The sequence below is a fragment of the Sanguibacter antarcticus genome (assembly GCF_002564005.1).
GTDB lineage: Bacteria > Actinomycetota > Actinomycetes > Actinomycetales > Cellulomonadaceae > Sanguibacter > Sanguibacter antarcticus.
On the sequence record NZ_PDJG01000001.1, the window covers coordinates 3089284 to 3114107 of the forward strand.

23 protein-coding genes are annotated in these 24824 nt (G+C 70.8%); 14 read left to right on the top strand and 9 right to left on the bottom strand.

Annotated features, from left to right (window positions below; genetic code table 11):
- Positions 1-61: 61 nt before the first annotated feature.
- Both ATL42_RS14125 and ATL42_RS14130 read right to left on the bottom strand, forming a co-directional pair.
- Positions 62-1093, bottom strand: a complete 1032-nt coding sequence (locus ATL42_RS14125) for an XdhC family protein (RefSeq protein WP_098455896.1) — start codon at positions 1091-1093, stop codon at positions 62-64.
- Between the two features lie 161 nt (positions 1094-1254).
- Positions 1255-2556, bottom strand: a complete 1302-nt coding sequence (locus ATL42_RS14130; protein ID WP_098455897.1) for a hypothetical protein — start codon at positions 2554-2556, stop codon at positions 1255-1257.
- Positions 2557-3049: 493 nt separating this feature from the next.
- Here ATL42_RS14130 and ATL42_RS14135 point away from each other — a divergent pair, with 493 nt between their 5' ends.
- Genes ATL42_RS14135 through ATL42_RS14170 form a run of 8 tightly spaced genes read left to right on the top strand, consistent with a single transcriptional unit; the run spans position 3050 to position 9696 of the window.
- Positions 3050-4213: a response regulator gene (locus ATL42_RS14135; protein WP_281254308.1), complete on the top strand. Its 1164-nt coding sequence runs from the start codon at positions 3050-3052 to the stop codon at positions 4211-4213.
- A complete protein-coding gene (locus tag ATL42_RS14140) occupies positions 4210-5238 on the top strand; it encodes an ATP-grasp domain-containing protein (protein WP_098455898.1) in 1029 nt (342 codons plus the stop codon). The genes ATL42_RS14135 and ATL42_RS14140 overlap by 4 nt, the downstream gene beginning before the upstream one ends.
- A 17-nt stretch (positions 5239-5255) precedes the next feature.
- Positions 5256-5969 carry a PHP domain-containing protein gene (locus tag ATL42_RS14145; protein WP_425443204.1) on the top strand — a complete coding sequence of 238 codons (714 nt, stop codon included), beginning with the start codon at positions 5256-5258 and terminating at the stop codon, positions 5967-5969.
- Entirely contained in the window at positions 5969-7447 is a 1479-nt protein-coding gene (locus tag ATL42_RS14150) for a glycosyltransferase family 2 protein (protein ID WP_098455900.1), read from the top strand. Before ATL42_RS14145 ends, ATL42_RS14150 begins: the two co-directional genes overlap by 1 nt.
- The gene (locus ATL42_RS14155; RefSeq protein ID WP_143556779.1) at positions 7444-7680 is read left to right on the top strand and encodes a hypothetical protein; all 237 of its coding nucleotides are present in this window, start codon (positions 7444-7446) and stop codon (positions 7678-7680) included. The genes ATL42_RS14150 and ATL42_RS14155 overlap by 4 nt, the downstream gene beginning before the upstream one ends.
- Positions 7681-7737: 57 nt before the next feature.
- A complete protein-coding gene (locus tag ATL42_RS14160; RefSeq protein ID WP_098455902.1) occupies positions 7738-8208 on the top strand; it encodes a hypothetical protein in 471 nt (156 codons plus the stop codon).
- A 34-nt stretch (positions 8209-8242) separates the two neighbouring features.
- Positions 8243-9148: a factor-independent urate hydroxylase gene (pucL, locus tag ATL42_RS14165; RefSeq protein WP_098455903.1), complete on the top strand. Its 906-nt coding sequence runs from the start codon at positions 8243-8245 to the stop codon at positions 9146-9148.
- Positions 9145-9696, top strand: coding sequence for a nucleoside deaminase (locus ATL42_RS14170; protein WP_098455904.1), 552 nt, complete (start codon positions 9145-9147; stop codon positions 9694-9696). The genes pucL and ATL42_RS14170 overlap by 4 nt, the downstream gene beginning before the upstream one ends.
- 27 nt (positions 9697-9723) lie before the next feature.
- Here ATL42_RS14170 and ATL42_RS14175 read toward each other — a convergent pair whose 3' ends face one another.
- Positions 9724-10275: a TetR/AcrR family transcriptional regulator gene (locus tag ATL42_RS14175; protein WP_098456598.1), complete on the bottom strand. Its 552-nt coding sequence runs from the start codon at positions 10273-10275 to the stop codon at positions 9724-9726.
- Positions 10276-10348: 73 nt separating this feature from the next.
- On the opposite strand from ATL42_RS14175, the gene ATL42_RS14180 reads away from it, so the two are divergent.
- Entirely contained in the window at positions 10349-11989 is a 1641-nt protein-coding gene (locus ATL42_RS14180) for an MFS transporter (protein ID WP_098455905.1), read from the top strand.
- On the opposite strand, the gene nhaA is transcribed toward ATL42_RS14180, so the two are convergent.
- Positions 11968-13275 carry a Na+/H+ antiporter NhaA gene (nhaA, locus tag ATL42_RS14185; RefSeq protein WP_098455906.1) on the bottom strand — a complete coding sequence of 436 codons (1308 nt, stop codon included), beginning with the start codon at positions 13273-13275 and terminating at the stop codon, positions 11968-11970. The two genes, ATL42_RS14180 and nhaA, sit on opposite strands and share 22 nt — an antisense overlap.
- Positions 13276-13524: 249 nt before the next feature.
- Here nhaA and ATL42_RS14190 point away from each other — a divergent pair, with 249 nt between their 5' ends.
- From ATL42_RS14190 to ATL42_RS14200, 3 genes are read left to right on the top strand one after another with little or no spacing between them, the layout of a single operon-like run.
- Positions 13525-14088 carry a nucleotidyltransferase family protein gene (locus tag ATL42_RS14190; protein ID WP_098455907.1) on the top strand — a complete coding sequence of 188 codons (564 nt, stop codon included), beginning with the start codon at positions 13525-13527 and terminating at the stop codon, positions 14086-14088.
- Between the two features lie 7 nt (positions 14089-14095).
- A complete protein-coding gene (locus ATL42_RS14195) occupies positions 14096-14611 on the top strand; it encodes a DUF4395 domain-containing protein (RefSeq protein ID WP_098455908.1) in 516 nt (171 codons plus the stop codon).
- Complete coding sequence (locus ATL42_RS14200; RefSeq protein ID WP_098455909.1) at positions 14608-15465, top strand: SMP-30/gluconolactonase/LRE family protein; 858 nt, start codon at positions 14608-14610, stop codon at positions 15463-15465. Before ATL42_RS14195 ends, ATL42_RS14200 begins: the two co-directional genes overlap by 4 nt.
- Positions 15466-15501: 36 nt before the next feature.
- Here the strand turns inward: ATL42_RS14200 and ATL42_RS14205 are convergent, their stop codons facing one another.
- On the bottom strand, positions 15502-17022 hold the full coding sequence (locus ATL42_RS14205) for a SulP family inorganic anion transporter (protein WP_098455910.1): 1521 nt from the start codon (positions 17020-17022) through the stop codon (positions 15502-15504).
- A 109-nt stretch (positions 17023-17131) separates the two neighbouring features.
- Here ATL42_RS14205 and ATL42_RS14210 point away from each other — a divergent pair, with 109 nt between their 5' ends.
- Entirely contained in the window at positions 17132-17524 is a 393-nt protein-coding gene (locus ATL42_RS14210; protein ID WP_098455911.1) for a MerR family transcriptional regulator, read from the top strand.
- Positions 17525-17553: 29 nt separating this feature from the next.
- On the opposite strand, the gene hemC is transcribed toward ATL42_RS14210, so the two are convergent.
- The 3 genes from hemC to hemE all read right to left on the bottom strand — a co-directional run bounded on the left by hemC (position 17554) and on the right by hemE (position 21172).
- Positions 17554-18516, bottom strand: coding sequence for a hydroxymethylbilane synthase (hemC, locus tag ATL42_RS14215; RefSeq protein ID WP_098455912.1), 963 nt, complete (start codon positions 18514-18516; stop codon positions 17554-17556).
- A gap of 131 nt (positions 18517-18647) precedes the next feature.
- Positions 18648-20108 carry a protoporphyrinogen oxidase gene (gene hemG, locus ATL42_RS14220; protein ID WP_098455913.1) on the bottom strand — a complete coding sequence of 487 codons (1461 nt, stop codon included), beginning with the start codon at positions 20106-20108 and terminating at the stop codon, positions 18648-18650.
- On the bottom strand, positions 20108-21172 hold the full coding sequence (hemE, locus tag ATL42_RS14225) for a uroporphyrinogen decarboxylase (RefSeq protein WP_098455914.1): 1065 nt from the start codon (positions 21170-21172) through the stop codon (positions 20108-20110). The genes hemG and hemE overlap by 1 nt, the downstream gene beginning before the upstream one ends.
- 62 nt (positions 21173-21234) lie before the next feature.
- Here hemE and ATL42_RS14230 point away from each other — a divergent pair, with 62 nt between their 5' ends.
- Positions 21235-22617, top strand: a complete 1383-nt coding sequence (locus tag ATL42_RS14230) for a glutamyl-tRNA reductase (RefSeq protein WP_169925444.1) — start codon at positions 21235-21237, stop codon at positions 22615-22617.
- 99 nt (positions 22618-22716) lie between these two features.
- On the opposite strand, the gene ATL42_RS14235 is transcribed toward ATL42_RS14230, so the two are convergent.
- Positions 22717-24720: a PTS mannitol transporter subunit IICBA gene (locus ATL42_RS14235; RefSeq protein ID WP_098455916.1), complete on the bottom strand. Its 2004-nt coding sequence runs from the start codon at positions 24718-24720 to the stop codon at positions 22717-22719.
- Positions 24721-24824 lie beyond the last annotated feature (104 nt).

A 24824-nucleotide genomic window follows, 5' to 3' on the forward strand; every position in this document is an offset into this window, starting at 1 on the left:
ATACACGTTGACGAGACTTACGGCGCGCCGTCGATCGGTGCGCCTGCTGTCAGCAAAGGTATCAGGCGACGATCGGCCGGGCGCGGGAGGAGGTGCGGTGGACGGGCCCGTCGAGCGCTCGCAGCGGGACGCCGCTCGCCCCGGCGCGGACCGCCAGGATCTCGGCGAGGATCGCCACGGCGGTCTCCTGCGGGGTGCTGCCACCGATGTCGAGCCCGATCGGTGAGTGCAGCCGGCCGAGCTCGTCCTCGGTCACGCCAGCCTCGACGAGAGCTGCCACCCGGTCCGTGTGGGTGCGTCGTGAGCCCATCGCGCCGACGAAGGCGACGGGCATGCGCAGCGCTGCCGCGAGGAGCGGCACGTCGAACTTCGGGTCGTGCGTGAGCACGCACACGACCGTCCGGTCGTCGATCGTCTCCGCCGCTAGCTCGCCTGCGAGGTACGCGTGGGGCCACGACACGACGACGTCCCGGGCCCGAGGGAACCGGTCGGGTGTCGCGAACACGGGGCGCGCGTCGCACACGGTGACGCTGTAGCCGACGAAGGCGGCGGCCTCGGTGAGGGCGACCCCGAAGTCGTTGGCGCCGCAGACGATGAGGCGTGCGGGCGGGCGGGACAGCTCGCGGAAGACCTTGACGGGGGCGCCGGGGGCGCCGAGAGCGTCGCACGCGTCGTCTCCGACGAACGTCCCGAGCATCGCGGGTGGCCCGTCGACGACGAGCGAGAGCGATGCGGCGAGGCCTTCGCGCGCCGCGCGCAGCGGGCCGAGCCACGCTCCGGCCGGGGGCAGCAGCGCGACGAACACCTCGATCTCGCCGCCGCACGTGAGGCCGACGCCGATCGCGTCGGCGTCGCTGATGCCGTAGGTCTCACGGACCGGAGGGCCACCGTCGAGGATGTCGAGGGCAGCCTCGTAGACCGCGCCCTCGACGCAGCCGCCGGAGACGCTGCCGACGACGCTGCCGTCGTCGAGCACCACCATCGATGCGCCGGCAGGGCGCGGGGCGCTGCCACGGACGCCGACGACCGTCGCGACCGCTGCTCGCCGCCCGGTCGCCACGACATCCAGGAGGGTGCCGGCGACGTCGAACATGGGCGGTCCTCTCCTGGTGGCGACGGTGCCGTGCGTCGTTGCACGACACGGCACCTGCGGGCGCTCTCACGCTAGGGCGTCCGTGTATCCCGAAGGTTACGACCGTGCGCCTGCCGGTGACGGCCTGGCACGGCAGGCCCGGGCGTGGCGCGTCGTCGTGGTCACGCGAACGGGTTGACCTCGAGCGCGGCGAGCGCCGCCCAGGCGGTCGCGCCCGTGTGCAGGGACGTGTAGATCTCGTCGCCCTCGCCGCTCGAGAGCCCGTCGGACGACGCGGCGGGGATGCCGCGGCCGTCGGAGGTCTCGACGGAGACCTGCGCTCTCCAGATCGAGGTCCGCAGGGCGCTCGCACGGGCGGCGTCGCCACGGGAGGCCCGGGTGCTGAGCGCGCAGGCGAGGTGCCCGGTGCCTTCCAGCCAGACCTTCTTCTCGTCGGTGACGAACACGCGGGTGCCACGCACCGGACCGTCGGTGGTCACGAGGTTCGCCAGCGTGTAGTCGAGCGACGTCGCGTAGGCGGGCTCGCGCAGCGCGAGGTACGTCCATGTCTGGACGTCTTCGAAGATCGGGGAGACGTTCGGCGTGATGCCGTCGTTGACGGTACCCACATGGAAGTGGTCGCCCTGCCACATCGAGCGGACGAAGACGCGGGCGGTCTCGGCGTGGGCTGCCCACGCCTGGTCGCCCGTGGCGCGCGCCAGCTGCGTGAAGAAGCCGACGCAGTCGGCGTTGTGCTCCGTGGAGCGCCACGTCAGGGGTGTGCCGGTACCCGTCGACCCGCCGGAGAATCCACCGACGCCGCGGGCGTCGTACGCGGTGGTGACGACGAAGGTCGCGGTGCGGAGCGCTGCGTCGCGGAACTGGGGCGCGCCGGTGTGCTCGAAGAGCCGCACGAACGCCATGCCGACCCACGCCTGGTTGCCGGTCATCGTCGCGGTGCTGGCGATGCGCGGGCGGCCGACCCCAGCCTCCGGCACCGAGGTGTACGAGCTGCGCAGCCGGCTGTCGCCGGCCGGGTCGGCGAGCTGGACCGCGACGAGGACGTCGCCGATCTTCGTCGCTCGGGCGACGTCGTCGGGTGTCCCGCGGGCCAGGTAGGCGAGGACGACGAGGGCGCAGTCGTAGACGGACGCGGAGTCGTAGCCGATATCGCCGAGGTGCCCGCCGGTGTAGCTGCGCGGGAGGTAGCCCTCGGTCCCGGGGTCGAGCGGTGTCCGTTCGTCGAGAAACTCGAAGGCGTTCGCCAGGGCTGCGACGGGGTCGACAGGCGTGCGTGTCCGAGTCTGTGCACCGCGGCGGTTCTCTCGCGCGGACGCAGGGCCGGCGCCAATCCCGCACGAGACGGCGATGGGCACGAGCACGGCGATCCCGGCGATCCTCAGGATGGTCCGCCGACCAGGCCCGAGGAGTGCTCCTCCGGGGCCGTCGCTGGTCGTCGTGCGGTCCGGTGCGGTGAAGGTCATGGTGCCGTCCTTGGCGTTGTCGACACCGGCGCACCCGTGGCACGGGTCTCGCCCGTGCGGTGCATGGTCGCGACTGCGCGGTCCAGCCGTCTGCTGTCGCGCTCGTCGACCGTCGCACGTGGCGGTGCGCGGCACCAGGGCACGGAGCCGGCTCGCCGGGTGAAAAAAGAACGGTGCACCGGACGGTCGAGAAAGAGGTGATCGGAGGTATCTGAATTCTTGGTGGAGCGGGTGAAAAAACTCTCAGAACGCGAAACTCTTCGGTACCCTTCGCGCTCGGGACGCCCGGAACTGTGCGGACACCGAGGGGGTGACCGGCCGTGCGCCGAGCAAAGACGGCTCGCCGCGAATTACCCGCGAGGTTACGCTCGAGAGCAATGGCTCTGACGAGGGTGACAGATAAAAGAACGCAGTCGGGTCCAGGCTCCGGGCATACGGTACGGAGACTGCACGACGGATCCATTCCGGTAGGAATGACAGCGGAGGGAGATCTGTGAGCACTGGTTATGTGGTCTTGGTCGTCGAAGACGATCCGGATGCCGCTGTCTACATGCGCACCATCCTCCAGCGCGTCGGGATGCGGCCGCACGTGACGGGGAGCCCGCGCGAGGCGCTCGAGCTCTTGGCGTCGACCACGGTGGACCTCATCCTCACGGACATCGAGCTGCCGGGCATGACGGGGCTGGAGATGATCGGGCAGATCAAGCTGACGTGCCCGACGGTGCCGATCGTCGTCATGACGGCCCATGCCACCGTCAGCTACGCGGTCGACGCCTTGCGGGCCGAGGCCGACGAGTTCCTCTTCAAGCCGATCCGCAAGCCCCAGCTCGTCGAGGTCATCGAGCGGCTCGTCACGAAGGCCCGCGCCGCAGCGACACCGGCCACCGTGGTCCTCGCGATCGGGGCGCACCCAGACGACATCGAGATCGGGATCGGCGGCACCCTCGCCGCTCACCGGGCTGCGGGCGACGCCGTGGTGATCCTCACGATGAGCCGCGGTGCCCGTGGCGGCGAGGCCGACGACCGGCAGGGCGAGTCTCTCGCTGCGGCCGAGCTGCTCGGCGCCCGGCTGTTCCTCAAGGATCTCGAGGACACCCGGATCAGCGCGGGCGACCCGACGGTCGGCATCATCGAGCAGGTCGTCGCCGAGACGGGGCCGTCGATCGTCTACACGCACTCGGCGAACGACCGTCACCAGGACCACGTGGCTGTCCATCGTGCCGTCTCGGTCGCGACCCGGCGCGTCCCCATGCTCGCCTGCTACCAGAGCCCGTCCGCGACGGTCGACTACCGGCCCAACCGCTTCGTCTCCATCGACGGCTTCACCGACTCGAAGCTCGCGCTGCTGCGCGCGTTCGGCTCTCAGTCGGGCATCCGGGACTACCTCATGCCCGACTTCGTCCTCGCGACGGCGCGCTACTGGTCCCGCTACGGCGGCGGCACGTACGCGGAGCCGCTCGAGGTCATCCGGGACACGTCCGCCGTGCGACGTGCCACCGGCGGGACGTCTACCGGAGCCACCGTGGTTCCGGTGAGCCACGACACGGCGCTCGTCGGCGACCCGGGGGCGCTCCCCGGGGTGGCGCTCGGACCGGACACCACGTTCCGTCCTGACCTGACGTTCCGACCTGATGCAGAGAGGCACGACCGCTCATGACCCGTACCGAGCACAGCCCCGCCACCCCCGAGCCCGGGTGCACCGTCCTCGTCACCGGTGCGGGCGGCCCTGCGGGCGTGAGCATCGTCCGCTCGCTCCTCGCGGTCCCTGACGTGACGGTCCTCGCCTCCGACATGGACGCGTTCGCGAGCGGTCTCTACCTCGTCCCCGCAGGCCGCCGCCACCTCGTGCGCCCCGGGCTGGCCCCGGACTTCGTCGACCATCTCCTGGCGCTGTGCCGCGACACCGGCGTCGACGTCCTCTTCCCGACGGTCGACGTCGAGCTCGTGCCGGTCGCTCGTCGGCGCGACGAGTTCGCCGCGATCGGGGTCGCGGTCGCCAGCCCGTCGCTCGACACCCTGGAGCACACGCTCGACAAGTACCTCCTGGCCCAGCGGTGCGCGGGACCCGACCTCCCCGTGCCCCGCACCGAGCTGCTCGGCGTCGCGTACGACTGGGAGTACCCCGTCATCGTCAAGCCACGCTCCGGGAGCGGCTCGCGCGGCGTGCACCTCGTCGAGGACGAGGCCGCGCTGCGGGCGCTCGGCACGGACGCGAGCCAGATCGTCCAGGAGAACCTGCCCGGCGAGGAGTATTCCGTCGACGTCCTCGCGGACCTCGACGGGCGCGTCCTCGCGGCGGTCCCGAGGTCCCGGCTCCGGGTCGACTCGGGGGTCTCGGTCGCCGGCCGCACGATCAAGGACGACGAGCTCCAGCGGACAGCGACCGCGGTCGCGGCGCGCGTGGGCCTGACGACGGTCGCGAACGTCCAGCTGCGCCGCCGGGCCGACGGCACGGCCGCGCTCCTCGAGGTGAACCCCCGCTTCCCGGGGGCGATGCCGCTGACGATCGCTGCCGGTGTCGACATGCCGCGGCTCTGCCTCGACATGGTCCTCGGCAGACCGCTCCCTGCGTCCCTGCCGTTCCGGGAGCTGGCGAACGTCCGCTACCTCGAGGACGTCTTCCTCGACCCGGCCGAGATCCTTCCGGACCTCGCCCCCAGCGACGTCCTCGACCTCGCATGACCAGCGAGGGCACAAGGGTGGACGAGCGCCAGGACCACCACGTCCACTCGACCTTCTCCGACGACGCGGTGAGCACGCTCGACGAGAACGTCGCGGCGGCGTCCGACCGCGGTCTGCGCGTGCTCCGGCTCGTCGACCACGTGCGGCTCAGCACCACGTGGGTGCCCGACTTCCTCGCGGCCGTCGCCGCGCTCGACGTGCCCGACGGTCTCGAGGTCTGCACGGGAGTCGAGGCGAAGATCCTCGACTCCGCAGGCCGTCTCGACCTCCCCGACGGACTGGGGACGCACCCGGGCGTGGACCGCGTGCTCGTCGCCGACCACCAGTTCCCCGGAGCCGACGGCCCGGTGAGCCCGCGCGTCGTCCGGGACGGCATCCTCACACCCCAGGACGCGGCCGACGCTCTCGACGTCGTGGTCACCGCGACCGTCGCCGCGATGCACCAGGTGGACCGTGCCCAGATCGCGCACCTCTTCTCCCTGCTGCCGAAGATCGGTGTGAGCGAGGACCAGGTCACCGACGAGCACGTCGCCGCGCTCGGCGCCGCGGCGGCCGCGACCGGCACGACCATCGAGGTGAACGAGAAGTGGGCCTGCCCGGGCCCCCGCGTCGTCCGCGCGCTCCTCGCAGCAGGTGTCGAGCTCGTCGTCAGCACCGACAGCCACGTCGCCTCAGACGTGGGTCGCTACGCACGCGTGAGCGAGATCCTCCGGGTGGCGGACAGCTCCTGATGGACACCCTCGAGACCATCGTGACCTGGCTGTGCGTCGTCTTCGTGGCGACCGGCGCGGTCCCTGTCGTCGCGGGGGCCTACCAGTTTCTCGTCATCCCGTTCCACGGGCTCCGCAACCACTACGGGCGCACCGCCCCCTACTTCCCGCGCGTGGCCGTCGTGGTGCCCGCCTGGAACGAGGGGGCCGTCATCGCGGCGTCGATCGACCGGCTCATGCGCCTGGAGTACCCGCCCGAGTCGTTGCGCGTGTATCTCGTGGACGACGCGAGCACCGACGACACCCCGGACGTCGCCCGGGCCAAGGAGGTCGAGTACCCCGGCCGGGTCGTGCACCTGCGACGCGAGAAGGGCGGCGAGGGCAAGGCGCACACGCTCAACCACGGCCTGCGGACGATCCTCGCGGACGACTGGATGCAGGCGCTGCTCATCATGGACGCCGACGTCATCTACCAGCCAGACTCGTTGCGCCTCATGACGCGGCACCTGGCGGACCCCGAGGTGGGCGCGGTGACCGCGTACATCACCGAGGGCAGCGACGACCCCAACTACATGACGCGGTTCATCGGCTACGAGTACATCGCCGCGCAGGCGGCCGCACGCCGTGCGCAGAACGTCATGGGCGCGGTCGCGTGCCTCGCCGGCGGCGCACAGCTCCACTCGCGGGAGAACCTCCTCGCGATCGGCGGCGAGATCGACACGACCTCCCTCGCCGAGGACACCTTCACCACCCTGCGCACCCAGATCGCCGGCCGCCGGGTCGTCTTCGAGCCGCACGCGATCGTCCTGGCGGAAGAACCCGGGACCGTCGGCGCCCTGTGGAAGCAGCGGCTGCGATGGTCGCGCGGCAACGTCCAGATCAGCCGCGTGTTCAAGCACCTGTGGTTCCGTCCACGTCGCCAGCACAACCTCGGGTCGATCCCCTTCGGCCTCATCTGGTTCGCCATCCTCCTGCTCCCGGCGACGATGGTGCTCAACACCGCCGGGCTCGTCGGCCTCTACCTGCTCGACAGCGACTACGCGAGGACCGCGTTCCAGGCGACGTGGTTCCTCGCCGGGTCCACGTACGTCTTCCTGACGGCCTTCACGATCATGATCGACCCGGCGACCGGGCGTCGGGCATGGCGCGAGGCGGTCGTCTTCCCCGGGCTCGTGTCCCTGCTCGTCATGACGGTCGCGTTCGCCCCGGAGGTCATCGACACCTACGCGGTGGGCCTGCTGGGGTTCGACCCGTTCACGACGACCCTGTGGACGCTCTTCGTGTACTCGTGGATCTCGTTGTCCATGGTCGGCGCATGGATCGCCAAGCGCGTCGAGACCACCCGCCTCGGCCGGTGGCTCACGCCGCCGCTCGTCTACCTCGTCGGGTACGGCCCGATCCTCTGCGCGATCACGTTCGACGCCTACATCAAGGAGTACCGCGGAGCCGCGCAGGTGTGGGACAAGACAGAGAAGACAGGGCGGGTGCGGACTACATGAGCGTGCAGAAGACGACTCCTCGACGTCGGGAGAAGCGGTACCGCCCGGTCCGCCGGTCCGCCTCAGGGCTGGAGCGCCGCCCGCTGAGGTCTGACCTCGTGGCGCCCACGCGCGAGGCCGAGCGCGAGCTGCGCCGAGACGCCCACGCCGAGCGGATGCTGATGCTCAAGGCCTTGGCGTCGCTCGCGCTCGCCGTCGTGCTCGTCCTCCTCCGGCAGGCCTACTTCGTCTAGCCGTCGGCTGACCGTGCTGCCACCGCGCGTCGCGCCGATCGGTGGGATCCTTCAGAGATGGTCGTCGACGCGAGCCAGGCCTCGTCCCTCCCGACGTGGGTGGAGTGGGTCTCCGCCCTCGCACCGTTCTTCACGCTCCTCGCCGCAGCCGTCGCGGGGACGATCGCCGTCCTCAGCCTGCGCCAGCGTCGGGTCGCCGACGCGAAGTCCGAGTGGTGGACGAGGTTCGCCTGGGCGAGCGACCTGCTCCTCGACCCGCGTGCGGAGCGGCAGGAGATCGGTGTCCGCACCCTCACGCTCCTCGCCCGCAGCGGCCTCGCGCACGCTGAGGAGCTCGAGATCGTCGACGCGGCATGGGGCGAGGTGCTCGTCGAGCCGGGTGTCGTCCCGCTGGGGACAGCGGTACCCGTCTCGCGCGTCCAGGTCCTCGCGGCGCGCGGACGGCAGGTGACCGACGCACGGCTGGGGCGCCCGACAGAGCCGTGGGTGGCCGAGATCGCCGGAAACATCGCAGTCACACGCGCCTGACACCCCGGTCACACAGCGGTGGCAGCATGCGCAGATGACGCTTCGCCTCACAGACTCCCAGTACGGCAAGGCCGAGAGCCGTGTCGTCCGGATCACGCGCGACACACCTCGCCACGAGATCACCGACCTCAACGTGACGACGGCCCTGCGTGGTGACTTCTCTGCCGCATACCTCGTCGGGGACCAGTCCGACGTGCTGCCGACCGACACCCAGAAGAACACCGCCTTCGCGTACGCCAAAGAGGTCGGGATCTCGTCGATCGAGGCCTACGGTCTCGCGCTCGCCCGCCACTTCGTCGACGACGTCGGGCCGGTGCAGGCCGCGCGGATCGAGATCGAGCAGTACGCGTGGGACCGCGTCGTCGTCGATGGCGTGGAGCACGACCACACGTGGGTGAGGTCAGGGGCCGAGGTCCGGACCGCCGCCGTCACGGTGGAGTCGGACGAGGCCGGGCAGCGCGCGCACGTCGTGGCTGGCCTCAAGGATCTCGTGGTGCTCAAGTCGACCGGATCCGAGTTCCACGGGTTCCTCACGGACCCGTACACGACGCTCCAGGAGACGACAGACCGCGTGATGGCGACGTCGCTCGTCGCGCAGTGGAGGATGTCGTCGACGGACGTCGACTGGGACGCGACCTATGCGGGCGTCAAGGCGATCCTCCTGCGCGAGTTCGCGACCGTGCACTCGCTCGCGCTCCAGCAGACCCTGTGGCACATGGGGACCGCGGTCCTCGAGGCGTTCGAGGACATCGCCGAGATCCGCCTGACCGCGCCCAACAAGCACCACTTCCTCGTCGATCTGTCCCCGTTCGGTCTCGAGAACCCCGGCGAGGTCTTCATCGCTGCCGACCGTCCGTACGGCCTCATCGAGGCGACGATCGCCCGTGACGGAGCCCCCGACGCGGGCTCGGCGTGGCGTCCGTCCGGAGGTGTCGCATGACCGACCTCGTCGCGTCCCGTGCCGCGCTGTCCGTGCCGGTCGCACTGTCCACGCCACCCGGCTCGGTTCCGGACCCGCTCCGGGCCGACGAGCGGTGGCTCGCGTGGACCATCAAGCTCGCCGTCGCCAACGTGGCGCAGGGCGGCGGACCGTTCGGCGCGGTCATCGTGCGCGAGGACGAGCTCGTCGCGTCGGGCCAGAACCGCGTCACGCGGGACAACGACCCGACCGCGCACGCCGAGGTCACCGCGATCCGCACGGCGTGCCGTGAGCTCGACACCTACTCCCTCGCGGGCGCGACCCTCTACACGTCCTGCGAGCCGTGCCCGCTGTGCCTGTCTGCCGCCCTGTGGGCCCGGCTGGACCGTGTCGTCTTCAGCGCCGACCGTCACGACGCGGCTCGCGGCGGGTTCGACGACCTGGAGTTCTACGAGCTCTTCGCGCGTGACCGCAGCACGTGGCCGGCGCCCGTCGAGGGCCTGCGGGTCGAGCACTCGGCTGCCCCGTTCGACGCGTGGCTCGCGTCGAGCACCCGCACCGACTACTGACGCGCCCGAGCCCGTCGCGCTGGCGCGTCAGGACGCGTCGCGCTGCCAGTCGGCCACGAGCGAGACGACTCTCTCGACGACGGCCGTGTCGTGGTCGCTGCCCGAGCCGATGAGCGCGTGCAGGTAGAAGCCGTCGCCGACGAGCTGGACCATCCGCGCGAGCACGGGGTCGTCGATGCGGCGCGCGATGGTCTCGTACCAGAAGCTGAACGACTCGGCGAGAGCCGCCTCGACGTCGACCTCGGGGACGCCGGCGAGCCGTAGTGCTGCGAGCACGGTTCGGGTCGAGGGGTCGTCGGCGACCGACGACGCATCGAGGTAGGCGGCGACGACGCCCTGCGGTGCGTCGAGGATCTGCGCTGCCTCGGCGCGGGAGCGGACGACCATCCGGTCGAGGAACCCCTGGTAGAGGGCCTCTTTGGAGCCGAAGTGGTAGAGCAGGCCGCCCTTGGAGACCCCGGCGGTCGAGGCGACGGCCTCGAGCGTGGCTGCGGAGGACCCGCCGCTCAGGAGGAGCGTCTCGAGGGAGTCGAGGAGGAGCTCCCGGGTGGGCTGGGCGTGAGCGGGCCGGGTCGACATGATCACACCCTACCGTCTCTATACCGTCCAGCCGGTACAGTACGTCAGGAAGTACTGACGAGAGAGCGAGACCATGACCGACGACCTGTACCGCGACACCACGACTCGACCGGGTCGTGGCGGCGTGACGACCGCACCGACCGCACCGCCCGCAGCACTGGCACCCCCGCGAGCCGGCCGTCGTGCCTGGCTCGGGCTCGTCGCCCTCATGCTCCCCGTCCTGCTCGTGAGCATCGACAACACCGTGCTGTCCTTCGCGATCCCGCAGCTGAGCGTCGCGCTCTCACCGAGCGCCGCCCAGATGCTCTGGATCGTCGACATCTACCCGCTCGTGCTCGCCGGGCTGCTCGTCACCATGGGGACCCTCGGCGACCGCGTCGGGCGGCGCTGGCTCCTGCTCGTCGGGGCGACCGGGTTCGGGATCGTCAGCGTCCTCGCGTCCTTCGCGACAGACGCCTCGCACCTCATCCTCGCCCGGGCCCTCCTCGGGCTCTTCGGTGCCACGCTCATGCCCTCGACCCTCGCGCTGCTGCGCAACCTCTTCCTCGACGGCAACCAGCGCCGGCTCGCGATCGCCGTCTGGGCGTCCGGGTTCTCGGCAGGCACCGCGCTCGGCCCGATCGTCGGCGGCTGGCTGCTCGAGCACTTCTGGTGGGGCTCCATCTTCCTCATCAACGTCCCCGTGCTCCTCGTCCTGCTCGTCGCCGCGCCCGTCCTCCTCCCCGAGTCGCGCAACCCTCGTGCCGTGCGGCTCGACGCGCTGAGCGTGGGGCTCTCCGTCGTCGCGATGCTGCCGTTCGTGCTCGGCATCAAGCGGCTCGCGAGCGAAGGTGCCGACACGCTCGGCGTCGTCTCCCTCGCGGTCGGGATCGTGCTCGGCGTCGTGTTCGTCCGCCGCCAGATGCGCCTGAAAGACCCTCTGCTCGACGTCGGGCTGTTCCGGAGCCGGACGTTCTCGGCATCGGTGCTCGCCAACTTCATGGCGGTGTTCTCGCTCGCCGGCCTCGTCTTCTTCGTCTCGCAGTACCTGCAGCTCGTCCTGGAGATCTCCCCGCTCGACGCCGGCGCCTACCTCCTGCCGGGGGCGGTCGCCTCGGTGCTCATGGGGCTGCTGGCCGTCGCGCTCGCCCGGGTGGCGCCCATCTGGCTGCTCGTCCCGGCGGGCCTGCTCCTCGCGTCCGCGGGCTACGTCGTCGGCACGACGCTCAGCGGGACCTCGTCCGTCGGGGTCATCGTCGTCGTCTTCGTGCTCGTCGGCAGCGGCGCGGGCCTGGCGGAGACTCTCACCAACGACGCGATCCTCTCCTCCGTGCCTCCTGAGCGTGCCGGGGCGGCGTCAGGGATCTCGGAGACCGCCTACGAGCTCGGTGCGTCCCTCGGGGTGGCGGTGCTCGGCAGCGTCCTCGCGGCGGTCTACCGCACGAGCCTCGTGCTCCCCGCTGGTCTGGACCCGGCGCTGGTCGAGCAGTCGCGAGCGACGCTCGGAGGAGCCGTCGACGCAGCGTCGTCCCTGCCATCGGCGGAGGGCGAGGTCCTCGTCGAGGCGGCCCGTGCGGCGTTCGCCGACGGGGTCGACGTCACGTCGACGATCGGGGCGGTGCTCGCCTTCTTCACCGCGGTCGGGGTCGGGCTGGCGCTGTGGTCGGCCCAGCGGGCCGACCACAGGCGTGCGGCACTGCAGCCCGAGACGGATCAGTCCGTGGTCTCGTCGTAGACGTCGGGGACGCCGTCGCCGTCGGCGTCGCGCTCTTCCATGGCCTCGATGCGCCGGTAGGCGCGGTTGCGAGAACGCAGCAGGACTGCTGCGAGGACGCTCGCGATGACCGAGCCGGCGAGCACACCGACCTTGACGTGCTCGTCGCGCAGCTCGTCGCTGAACGCCAGGTCGCCGATGAGGAGCGACACCGTGAAGCCGATCCCACCGAGCACGGCGACCGCGAGGACGTCGAGCCATCGGAGGTCTGAGTCGAGCTGGGCCTTGGTGAAGCGTGCGACGAGGTACGTGAACCCGAAGATCCCGACAGCCTTGCCGACGACGAGGCCGCTGACGATCCCGAGCGCGATCGGGTCGCTCAGCGCCTCGACGAAACCGTCCAGGCCACCGACGGTGACGCCCGCAGCGAAGAACGCGAAGACCGGGACGGCGAAGCCTGCAGAGATCGGCCGGATGCGGTGCTCGAAGTGCTCGGCGAGACCAGGACCCGCTTCCGGGCCGCCCGCGGCGAGGCTCCGGACGACCGGGACCGCGAAGCCGAGGAGCACACCGGCGACCGTCGCGTGGATGCCCGACGCGTGCACGAGGGCCCACGTCGTGACGGCGAGCGGCACGAGGATCCACCACGAGCTGATCCGTCGCTGGACAGCGACGGTGAACAGCGCGAAGGGGATCGCCGCGAGGAGCAGCGGGCCGACCTGGAGGTCAGCCGTGTAGAAGAGCGCGATGATCGTCACCGCGAGGAGGTCGTCGACCACCGCGAGCGTGAGCAGGAACGTCCGCAGCGCGATCGGCAGGTGCGTGCTCACGACCGCGAGGACGGCGAGCGCGAACGCGATGTCGGTCGCGGTGGGGATCGCCCAGCCGTCGAGCGCGCCGTCGCCGGTGGTGAAGTTCACCGCGACGTAGACGAGCGCGGGGACGATCATGCCGCCGACGGCGGCGAGGATCGGCAGGGCGGCGCGGCGTGGGTCGCGGAGGTCGCCGGCGACGAACTCGCGCTTGAGCTCGAGCCCGACGACGAAGAAGAAGATCGCGAGGAGCCCGTCGGCTGCCCAGGTGCCGAGCGTGAGGTGCAGGTGCAGCGCCTCCGGCCCGATCTCGACGTCGCGCAAGGCGTCGTAGGAGTCCGACCACGGTGAGTTGGCCCAGGTGAGAGCGAGGACCGTCGCGACGAGCAGAAGGATCCCGCCGACGGTCTCCTTGCGGAGGATCTCGGCGATGCGCGCAGTCTCGGGCCATGTGCCCCGGCTGAGCAGGGTCGTCGTTCGTCGTGCAGAGGTCATGTGGGTCCATTTTCGTCGAGGGTCGACAACATTGTTGCCGACCAGACTTCCCGGCGCACCGGTGCCCATCATAGTGACGCGATGTGGGAGCTGCGCGCTAGCGTGGTCTGTCTGGGGATCACCACGAGGAGACCACGCTCAGATCACGGGCACGCTACGAGCAGGGAGCCGAGAGATGTCGACGGTCGCTGGCCTTCCTGGCACGGTTCTCGGGCGGACCGTCCGACGGCCGCTCGTCGTGAGCGCTGCATGAGCGTCGTCGGCCTCGTGCTCGCCGCGGGCGGCGGGCGGCGGATGGGGCGCCCGAAGGCGTTGCTCGACTCCGACGGCGAGAGCTGGCTCGGTCTCGCCGTCTCGCTGCTCGAGAGGGCCGGCTGCGGGCCGGTGCTCGTCACGCTCGGCGCCGAGGCGGACGCGGCGCGCCTGCTCGTGCCGCCTACGGCTCGCGTCGTGGAGGTGGCCGGGTGGGAGCGCGGGATGAGCGAGTCTTTGCGCCAGGGGCTCGACGCCGCAGAGCGGCTCGGCCCGGAGACCGACGCCGTGGTCATCACGCTCGTCGACCTGCCTGCGCTGCGCGACGGCGCGGTCGCGCGCGTCCTGGGCTCCGCCGAGGGCCGTCGCGATGCGCTGCGCCAGGCCTCCTACGACGGCAGGCCCGGACACCCTGTCCTCGTCGGCCGTGCGCACTGGGCGCGGCTGCGTGCCACCCTCGGCGGTGACACGGGCGCGCGCGACTACCTCCGGGCCCACGGTGCGGACGTGATCGACTGCACTGATCTCGGTGGGGGCGAAGACATCGACAGTCGTGAATAATCCACGCATGGCCTCCTCACGTTTTCCGTCCACGGTCGACGACATCACCGTCCGTCTCATCGCCGGTGTCGTCCTCGTCGTCGCGCTGGTGACCCTCGGCACCCAGCAGTGGTGGCTCTACGCCCTCCTCGCCGTCGACTTCACCCTCCGCGCGGTCCTCGGTCCACGGTGGAGCCCGGTCGCGCGCCTGGTCCAGCGCTGGGTCCGGCCACGGGTGCGGGCGCTGCCCGTCCCGACCGCAGGGGCGCCCAAGCGTTTCGCGGCGAGCATCGGCGCCGTCCTCACGGTGGCTGCGACGGCGCTGTGGGTCGTGTCCCTCGCGACCGGCTCGTCCGGGGCGCTCACGGCCGTGGTCGTCATCGGCGTCATCATGGTCGCGTTCCCGGCGCTCGAGTCGATCGTCGGGTACTGCGTCGGGTGCGCCCTGTTCTCGGTCCTCATGCGCGCCGGGCTCGTGCCCGAGGAGGTCTGCCTCGACTGCGCGGACATCTCGCGCCGGATCCCCAAGCCTGCACAGGTATGACCACCGTCGCGTCGTACCCGGTCGAGCAGGTCACGGACGCCGTCGCGTACCACGCCGAAGGACCGGTGTGGTCTGAGACGTGGGGCGGCCTGCGCTGGGTCGACATGCTCGCCGGCGACCTCCTCACCCTCCGGGACGACGCGAGCATCGACCGCCTCCACGTCGGGGACGTGGCCGCGTTCGTGCGCCCACGCACACGCGGCGGGTACGTCGTCGGTGTCGAGCGCGGGATCGCCCTCGCGGACTCTGCGGACGCGGTCCCGGTGCCGTCGGCTCCGCTGTGGACGGACCCGGGCGTGCGCATGAACGAGGGCGGGTGCGACCCGTCGGGCGTCCTGTATGCGGGCTCGATGGGCTACGAGAAGGTCGCCGGCGCCGCGTCGCTCTACCGGATAGACGCCGACGGCGCGGTGAGCGTCGTCCTGGACGACGTGACCGTCTCCAACGGCATCGACTTCTCCCCTGACGGGCGCCTCGCCTACTACAACGACACCCGCACGGGCGGCACCGACGTGTTCGACGTCGTCGACGGCGTCCTCACCGGCCGTCGTCCGTTCCGTTCTGCGGACGGCGCCAACGCGGACGGGCTCACGGTGGACTCGGCCGGCAACGTCTGGGTCGCGCTCAACCACGGCGGGCGCGTCCGGTGCTGCTCGCCCGACGGGGTGGTCCTCGCTGAGGTCGAGCTGCCCGTCCGCCTCGTCACCGCGTGCACGCTCGGCGGCCCGGACCTGCGCGACCTCTACATCACGACGTCGCGGGAGAACCTCGACGACCCCGAGCCTGAGGCCGGCGCCCTCTTCCGCGCGCGCGTCGAGGTCCCGGGCAAGCCGGTCCTGCCCTACGCGGGTTGAACGGCCCGCGCGCCGCGCGGCTCGGTGCCGCGCAGGTCAGTGCCCGCCGCCGAGCTTTCCGGCGAGGCGGGTGTGCCGCTCGGCGCTCTGCTCGTTGAGCCCGATGATCCGCACGGTCTTGCCCTTGCGGGCGTACTTGGTCGTGATCGCGTCGAGGGTCGCGACGGTGGAGGCGTCCCAGATGTGTGCGCCCGACATGTCGATGACGACGTTCTCGGGGTCTCCCGTGTAGTCGAACTGGTAGACGAGGTCGTTGGACGACGCGAAGAACAGCGCCCCGGTCACGGCGTAGACGCGCTCGTTGTCGGAGTCGGACGAGTCCAGGCGGGTGACCTCGGTGAGGTGCGCGACGCGTCGGGCGAAGAGCAGCGTGGCGACGATGACGCCGACGACGACCCCGATGGCGAGGTTGTGCGTGATGACGACGACGGCGACCGTGCCGACCATGACGGTCGTCTCGCTCTTGGGCATGCGGCGCAGGGTATCGATGCGCACGGAGTGCCAGTCGAAGGTCGAGACGGCCACGATGATCATGACGGCCACGAGGGCGGCCATGGGGATGAGTGCGACGACGTCGCCGAGGCCGACCACGAGGGCGAGGAGGAATACCCCGGCGAGGAACGTCGAGATGCGGGTGCGGGCACCGGACGCCTTGACGTTGATCATCGTCTGGCCGATCATCGCGCAGCCACCCATGCCGCCGAAGAACCCGGTGATGATGTTCGCGGCGCCCTGTCCCCAGGCCTCACGGCTCTTGTTCGAGTGGGTGTCGGTGACGTCGTCGACGAGCTTGGCGGTCATGAGGGACTCGAGCAGCCCGACGAAGGCCATCGCGAGCGCGTAGGGCGCGATGATCTGCAGCGTCTCGAGGGTGAGCGGGACGTCGGGGAAGAGGAGCGACGGCAGGGACTCGGGAAGCTCGCCCTCGTCGCCGACGGTCGGGACGTTGAGCGCGAAGGTCACCGTGACGATGGTGAGGAGCACGATCGCGACGAGCGGGGCAGGCACGACGCTCGTCAGCCGTGGCAGGTAGACCATGATCGCGAGGCCGACGGCGATGAGCGGGTAGACGAGCATCGGGACGCCGGTCATGTGCGGGACCTGGGCGAGGAAGATGAGGATGGCGAGGGCGTTGACGAACCCGACCATGACGGAGCGCGGGATGAACCGCATGAGCTTGGCGACGCCGATGACGCCGAGGACGACCTGGAAGAACCCGGCGAGGATGACGGTGGCGAGGAAGTACTCGATGCCGTAGTCGCGGGCCACGGGCGCGATGACGAGGGCGACCGCGCCGGTGGCGGCGGAGATCATGGCGGGGCGTCCGCCGAGGAAGGCGATGGAGACGGCCATCGTGAAGGAGGCGAAGAGCCCCAGGCGGGGGTCGACGCCCGCGATGATCGAGAAGGAGATCGCCTCGGGGATGAGGGCGAGGGCGACGACGAGACCTGCGAGAACCTCGGTGCGCAGCCGTTTGGGGGAGCGCAGCGCGGCCATGACGGAGTTCACCTCGTCGGCTTCCGGCGGTGAGACGTGCACGGGCGGTGGGGTGGTCATGGGGGCTCCATCTGTGGCGTGGTGCGAGTGAAGGGGGAGGGGCCGCGTGGTCACGCGCCGCGCTCGACTCCGACCAACCCTACCCTAACGTGAGGGTAGGGTTACGGGCATGTCTCAGTCACACCTGCACATCGGCGCGGTCGCGGAGGCCACCGGGCTCTCCTTGCGGACCTTGCGCCACTACGACGAGATCGGCCTCGTCTCCCCGTCGATGCGCTCCGAGGGCGGCTTCCGCCTCTACTCCGAGGCGGACCTGTCGCGGCTGCTCCTCGTGCGCCGGATGAAGCCGCTGGGCTTCGCCCTCGAGGAGATGGACGACCTGCTCGCCGTCATCGACGGCCTCGCAGCGACGGCCTCGCCGTCGCCGGAGCTGCACGCGAGGCTCGATGCGTACGTCACGAGCGCGCACGAGCGTCGCGCAGGACTGGCGCGCACGCTCGAGATGGCGGACGAGTTCATCACGCAGCTGCACGCGCGCCAGCAGGTGCCGAGCGTCTCGTAGGCCGCACCGCCTGCTCGCGGCGCCCGGCGCTAGACGAAGTCGGCTGCGCCGAGCGTGAGGAGGTGGTCCGCGATGTCGGTGCCGAGCCGGCGGGCCTCGTCGCGAGAGTTGAGCGTGACCTCGGTCTCGGCAGAGTGGGTCAGCTGCTCCGAGCCGTCGGGACGCGCGACGATCACCTGGAGGGTGAGGACGTCGTCGACGACGCGCGCGTAGGTGCCGACCGGCGCGGCGCACCCGGCCTCGAGCCGGGCGAGCAGCGCACGTTCGGCGGCGACGGCGAGGTGGGTACCGGCGTCGTCCAGCTCGGTGAAGGCCGCGTGGAGGTTCGTCTCGGCGTCCTCCGGTGCGAGGTCGGCGGTACGGCACTCGACGGCGAGGGCGCCCTGCCCGGGAGCCGGTGCCATGACCGACATGTCGATGAGCTCGGTGATGGCGGCGGAGCGCCCCATCCGGTTGAGCCCTGCCGCGGCGAGCACGACGGCGTCGAGGTCGCCGGCGTCGGTCGTCGCCGACGCAGCGGCCACGCGGCCGAGGCGGGTGTCGACGTTCCCGCGGATGTCGACGATCTCGAGGTCGGGGCGGACGAGGCGCAGCTGTGCGGCACGGCGTGGCGACCCGGTGCCGACCTTGGCTCCGTGGGGCAGGTCCGCGAGCCGGTGACCGTCCCGGGAGCAGAGCGCGTCCCGGGGGTCCTCGCGGACGGGCGTGACGTACGTGAGCCCGTCGACGTCGGCTGTCGGGAGGTCCTTGAGCGAGTGGACGGCCACGTCGCAGCGACCGTCGAGGAGCGCGTCGCGCAGCGCGGTGACGAACACGCCGGTGCCGCCCATCTGGGACAAGGAACCGGTGAGGACGTCACCGTCCGTCTTGATGGGGACGATCTCGATGTCGCGACCGGTCAGCTCTCGCAGCCTGTCGGCGACCATGCGGGTCTGGGTGAGCGCCAGGGGGCTGGATCGGGTGCCGATGCGCAGTGCGGGTGTGGTGGCCACGACGTCACGTGTCCTCTCAGGTCAGTTTCTCCGAAAGTAGCACGAAAGAAAGATGTCCGATCTTTTGACCTGACCATCGTTCTGACAGCCGGTCACCTAGGGCGCGGGAATGCATCCAGGCAATGTGTTTCTCATGCCACGTCGGTGCTTTCCCTGTGAATTCGAGTGACGCGCGTCGCACTTTCTTGCGCGTGGGGCACCACCGCTGCCAGCCCTGTGCCCGCGACCCACGCGCCCGTGAGCGCGAGGCCGTCGAGCTGCTCCGTCTCGGCGAGCAGCGCCGCGACCTGCAGCCGGTGCTCCGGTGTCGGCGGCGGCAGCGCGTCGTCCCAGCGCGTGACGAGCGAGGACACGAGCCCTGAGTGCTCGAGCGCAACACCGTAGAGCGCCTGGACGTCCTGCAGCGCCTGCTCGACGAGGGCGTCGTCCGACGCGGGGACGGGGTCGCTCCCGCCGCGTCCGTAGCTGAGACGGACCACGTGGTGACCGTCACCGAACGCCTCGTCGACAGCGTCCTGCAGCCACGGCCACTTCGCCGTCGCGTGCGTCGAGGCCTTCGCGACCGCGGCCGAGCCCGGTGCCACGAGGATGCCCGTGCCGCGGGGAGCGCCGTCGAGCGCAGCCGTGCGCAGGAGCAGCGTGACGAGCCGGATGTCTGTGCCGCGCGGCAGTTCGACGGTGGCGCCGAGGCCGAGGATGCGCAGGGCGTCGTGCGCCGTCGTGGCGACGACGACCCGTCGCGTGCGCACGACGTCGCCGGACGAGGTCCGGACCACCCAGGTGCCAGCGTCTGCGCCGGTGCCTGCGGTGACGGACTCGACTCCGGTCCCCGTCCGCACCTCGCCGTGAGCTGCGACAGCGTCGTGGAGCGCGCCGACGAGCCGGTTCATGCCGCCGGTGATCCCGCGCACGGCGGAGCCGGCCGGAGCCTGCGACCGCAGTGCCCGGACGGCTGCTGTGAGCGACCCGGTGCGCTCGAACGCTGCCCGGAGGCCCGGGGCGACCGCGTCGACCGAGAGCAGCGCGGGGTCGCTCGAGTGGACACCACCTGCGACCGGGGTGACGAGGCGGTCGAGCACCCGGCTGCCGAGGCGCGAGCGGACGAACGTCGCAAGGTTCGTCGTGTCGGTCCAGCCGCGGGGGAGCAGGGCGTCGGCGCCAGCGCGCAGCGCGCCGACCAGCCCGATCGCACGCCTCGTGTCTGGCGCCCACGGGTGGCCCGGGATCCCCAGGACCCCGGTGGCCGGCAGCGGGAACACGCCCGCGGGTCCGCCGGCCCAGGCGCTCCGGCCGCTCGGCTCGGCCGTCTCGAGCCCGAGGTCCGCGACGAGGTCGATCACCGGACGGCTGCGCACGGCGAACGACTCGGCGCCGACGTCGACCGTCACCGAGGCGTCCCCGGACCGCAGCACCCCGGGGACGAGGTAGCCGCCGCACCGGTCGGACGCCTCCAGCACGAGGGGGTGCAGCCCGTGCTGGACGAGGGTGTGCGCCGCGGTGAGGCCGGCGACCCCGCCGCCCACGACGACAGCGTCACGGACCGCGGAGCCCGCATCCTCCCCGGGCACGGCGCCGGTCCGGACGTCGGTCATCAGGAGATGGAGTGCACGAGCTCGACGATGCGGGTGAGGACCGTCGGGTCCGTCTCCGGCGGGACGCCATGACCGAGGTTGACCACGTGGGCGGGCGCGCTGCGTCCGCGCTCGACCACGTCACGGACGTGGGCCTCGAGCACCGGCCACGGAGCGCCGAGGTAGGCAGGGTCGATGTTGCCCTGGAGCGGCGTGGTCCCGCCGAGGAGGGTGTTCGCCTCGTCGAGGGGCGTCCGGTAGTCGACGCCGATGACGTCCGCTCCGACACTGCGCATCGCCGGCAGGAGGTGGACGGTGCCGGTGCCGAAGTGGACGACAGACACGGGCAGGCCGTGCACGTGGGAGAGCGCGCGCGCAGACGACGGTCCGACGTGCGTCTCGTAGTCCGCGAGGCTCAGGCTCCCTGCCCAGGAGTCGAAGAGCTGGGTCGCGCTCGCGCCGGCGAGGACCTGACCGCGTAGGAACCGGCCGGTGACGTCGGCGGCCCAGCCCGTCAGGCGCGACCACGACTCGGGGTCTGCGTGCATCATCGTGCGAGCGGCGAGGTGGTCGCGGGACGGACGCCCTTCGACCATGTAGGCCGCGAGCGTGAACGGTGCACCGGCGAAGCCGATGAGCGGCGTGGTCCCGAGCTGGTCCACCGTGAGCGCGACGGCCTCGCGGACGGGCGCCATCGCTTCGTCCGTGAGCTCCTTCTCGAGGAGTCTGTCAACGTCCTGCGACGTGCGGACCGCAGCACCGAGGACGGGGCCCACGCCAGGCGCGATGTCGACGTCGACACCGGCGAGCCGGAGCGGCACGACGATGTCGGAGAAGAAGATCCCGGCGTCGACGCCGTGCCTGCGCACCGGCTGGAGTGTGATCTCGCTCGCAAGATCAGGCCTCAGGCAGGACTCCAGCATGCCGACGCCCTGGCGCAGGTCGCGGTACTCCGGGAGCGACCGGCCGGCCTGGCGCATAAACCAGATCGGCGTGATCCCGGGGCGTTCGCCTCGAAAAGCCTGGATCAACGGAGCATTTGTGGTGCGGCCGTCGACGAGCGGGTGGGTGTCGGGGAGATTCACCCCTCGATTCTGCCTTTCGAACCCGGAAATGATTAAATCGAACCGCTGTGGTTCTCATGTCGATGACCGCCAGCCACCATGAGCTTGACCTCGAGGCGCTTGAGCAGCTGTCAACCGGCGCGCACTCGATGGGTCGGTCGGCCGTGCAGGCTTGCGAGATGATCACCGGTGCCGTCGTGCTCGCGACGTGCAACCGGTTCGAGGTGTACCTGGATGTTGCTGACCCGCCGAACAGCATCCCGCCGGTGACCGAGCGCGACCTCCAGCACGCTGCCCTCGAGATCGCCAACCTCATCGCGGAGCGTTCCGGTGCCAACCAAGAGGCAGCGCGGTCGGCCTTCACGGTCCGCAGCGGCGCTGACGTCGCCACGCACCTGTTCTCTGTTGCAGCGGGCCTCGACTCGATGGTCGTGGGCGAGCGCGAGATCGCCGGCCAGGTGCGCAGGGCCCTCGACGCGGCCCACGCCGAGCACACCACCAGCGCGCGGCTCGAGCGACTCTTCCAGCGGGCGTCGCGCACGTCGAAGCGGACCAGCCACGAGACGCAGCTCGGTGCCGACGGCCGGTCTGTCGTGTCGGTAGGGCTGGACCTCGCAGAACCGAGCATCCCGCCGTGGCGCCAGACGAGCGCCGTCATCGTCGGCACCGGTGCGTACGCCGGCGCGAGCATCGCTGCCTTGCGAGCGCGCGGCTGCACCGACGTCTCCGTCTACTCCGCATCCGGGCGCGCACCCCAGTTCGCCACCGATCGCGGCGTCGCTGCCGTTACCGACCTCGTCGAGGCGCTGGGCGCGGCCGATCTCGTGGTCTCGTGCAGCGGCGCCGGCGGCCGTCGGGCGGGGCAGGCCGGCGCGGGGCCGCACGCCGTCACGCACTCAGGTGACGCAGCCGACCCGCACGCGAGCGCCTCGACCGACTCGTCCGCGATCGACTACGTCTTGCAGAGCGTCGCCGTGGTCACCGCCCGCGAACAGGCGAGCGAGAGGGCCGGAGAAGAAGGCGCGCAGCGTCCCCTGGTCGTGCTCGACCTCGCTCTCCACCACGACGTGGACCCGCGTGTCGGCGACATCGACAACGTCCTGCTCATGGACCTCGCCACGATCCGTGCGCACGCGCCATCGACCTCCTCGGAGCCCGTGCAGAAGGCGCGCGAGATCGTCCGTGACGCTGTCGTGGACTACATGGACCGCGAGGCGATGCGCTCGGCGGACGCGGTCGTCGTGGCGCTGCGGACGCGGATCGAGTCGGAGCTGGAGCTGGAGCTGGAACGCTCGGCCAAGGAGTTCTCCACGCCGGCGGACCTCGCTGCGCACGCACGCTCTCTGCGACGGCTGGCCGGGGCCCTCTTGCACCGAGGTATCGTCCGGATCCGTGAGGCGGCACGCAGCGGGGAGTCGCTCGACGAGGTCGTCACCGACCTGTCGGAGCTCTCCCGCGCCGGCTGACGTCGCTCCAGACGGCGACGTCGTTCCAGACAGCACAGCGGGCCGCACACGTCGTCGTGTGCGGCCCGCTGCGGGCGTGCTGGTGCGTGCTGTGCTCGGTCAGTCCTGGCTGACGCTGGCGTCGACGCCCTCGAGCAGGTGCTGCACCTCCTCCGGGGTGCTTGCTGCCCGCAGCTGTTCGACCTGCGCCGGGTCGACGAAGATCTGGGCCAGCCGTGAGAGCACCTCGAGGTGGTCGTTGCCCTTCCCGGCGATCCCGACCACGAACTCGGTGGGCTTGCCGTTCCAGCTCACGCCGTCGGGGTAGCGGATGAACGAGATCGCGGTCCGGCGGACGAGGTCCTTCGCCTCGTTGGTGCCGTGCGGGATCGCGAGGCCGCTGCCGATGTGGGTGGAGACGGACAGCTCGCGCTCGTGCATGAAGTCCACGTAGGACCGGGGGACCGCACCAGAGGAGACGAGGAGCTGTCCGGCCTGGGAGATCGCCTCGTCCCGTGACGACGCACGCCCGGAGAGCACGATGGACCCGATGTCGAGGATCGAACCGGTGTGGGCCTGAGCCGTTTCGCTCGGGGCTGCAGTCCCTCCGGCACCCGGGGTGTTCGACTGCTGGAGCATCTCGACGACCTCGTCATAGCGCGGGCTGGCCATGAAGTTGTCCACCGAGACGTGCACGGCGCCGGGCGTCTTCTGCTTGGCGCGCTCGGTGAGGTCCTGGTGCGTGACGACGACGTCGTACGTGTCCGTGAGGCTGGAGATGGCCTTGTTCACGACGGTGACGTCGGCGAACCCGGCTGCCCGGACCTTCTTGCGCAGGACGGACGCGCCCATGGCGGACGATCCCATGCCGGCGTCGCAGGCGAACACGATGCTGGTGATCGGACCGGCCTGGCGACGGTCGCCGGCGAGTGCGGATGAGGCGAGCGAGCGCTTGCCCTTCATCTTCTCCATGTCCGAGGTGGCACCGGCGAGGTCGCCGGTGTCGGACTTGTCGAACCGGAGCAGGACCGCTGCCACGACGAACGTCACCGCAGCAGAGAAGACGACCGAGAGGATGACGCCGACGAGGCTCGAGATCGGAGCCTGGATGAGGACCGCGATGATCGATCCGGGTGCGGCCGGGGCGCGCAGACCGGAGTCGAAGACGAGGTTCGTGGCGACGCCGGTCATGCCTCCGAGGATGACCGCGAGGATCATCTTCGGCTTCATGAGCACGTACGGGAAGTAGATCTCGTGGATACCGCCGACGAACTGGATGAGGATGGCACCGGGTGCGGAGGCCCGGGCGATGCCGACTCCGAAGACGGCGAACGCGAGGAGCAGCCCGAGGCCGGGGCCAGGGTTGGCCTCGATGAGGAAGAGGATCGACTTCCCGTTGGTCGTGGCCTCTGCGGCGCCGAGCGGCGTGAAGACGCCGTGGTTGATCGCGTTGTTGAGGAAGAGGATCTTCGCCGGCTCGACGAAGATCGAGGTGAGGGGAAGGAGGCTGTTCGAGACGAGGAAGTCGACGACCTTCTCGGCGGTCGCGGAGAACGCGGTCACGAACGGACCGGCGACCACGAAGCCGACGATGGCGAGGATCATTCCCCAGATCCCGGCGGAGAAGTTGTTGACGAGCATCTCGAACCCGGGGCGGATCTTGTGCTCCCACAGGGCGTCGAGGCGCTTCATCGACCAGCCGCCGAGCGGGCCCATGACCATGGCGCCGAGGAACATCGGCACGGAGGCGCCGGTGATGGCACCGATCGTGGCGATCGCTCCGACGACGCCGCCGCGGACGGTGTCGTCGTACATCATCCGACCGCCGGTGTAGCCGATGAGGATCGGCAGGAGGTAGGTGATCATCGGTCCGACGATGCCGGTGCCGTCTGCTCCTGCTCCCCAGGCGCCGAACTGCTCGACCATGCCGTAGCTGCCCTCGTACCCGAACCAGCCGCCGACGAGCGTGATCCATCCAGCCTCGATGAAGAGGGCGGTGATCAGACCCCAGGCGATGAATGCGCCGATGTTGGGCAGCACCATGTTCGACAGCGCGGTTCCGAGCTTCTGCACAGCGACGCGCAGGCCCCCCCGAGCCGGGCGCGCATCGGTGGCTTCTGACATATCTCCTCCTTGAGATGGGTGACCGGCCCTGCTCTCACCTGTGAGCTCAGTGACCGACATCACGACTGGCTCTAGTAAACCTCAGATACGGGTCGGTTGCCAAC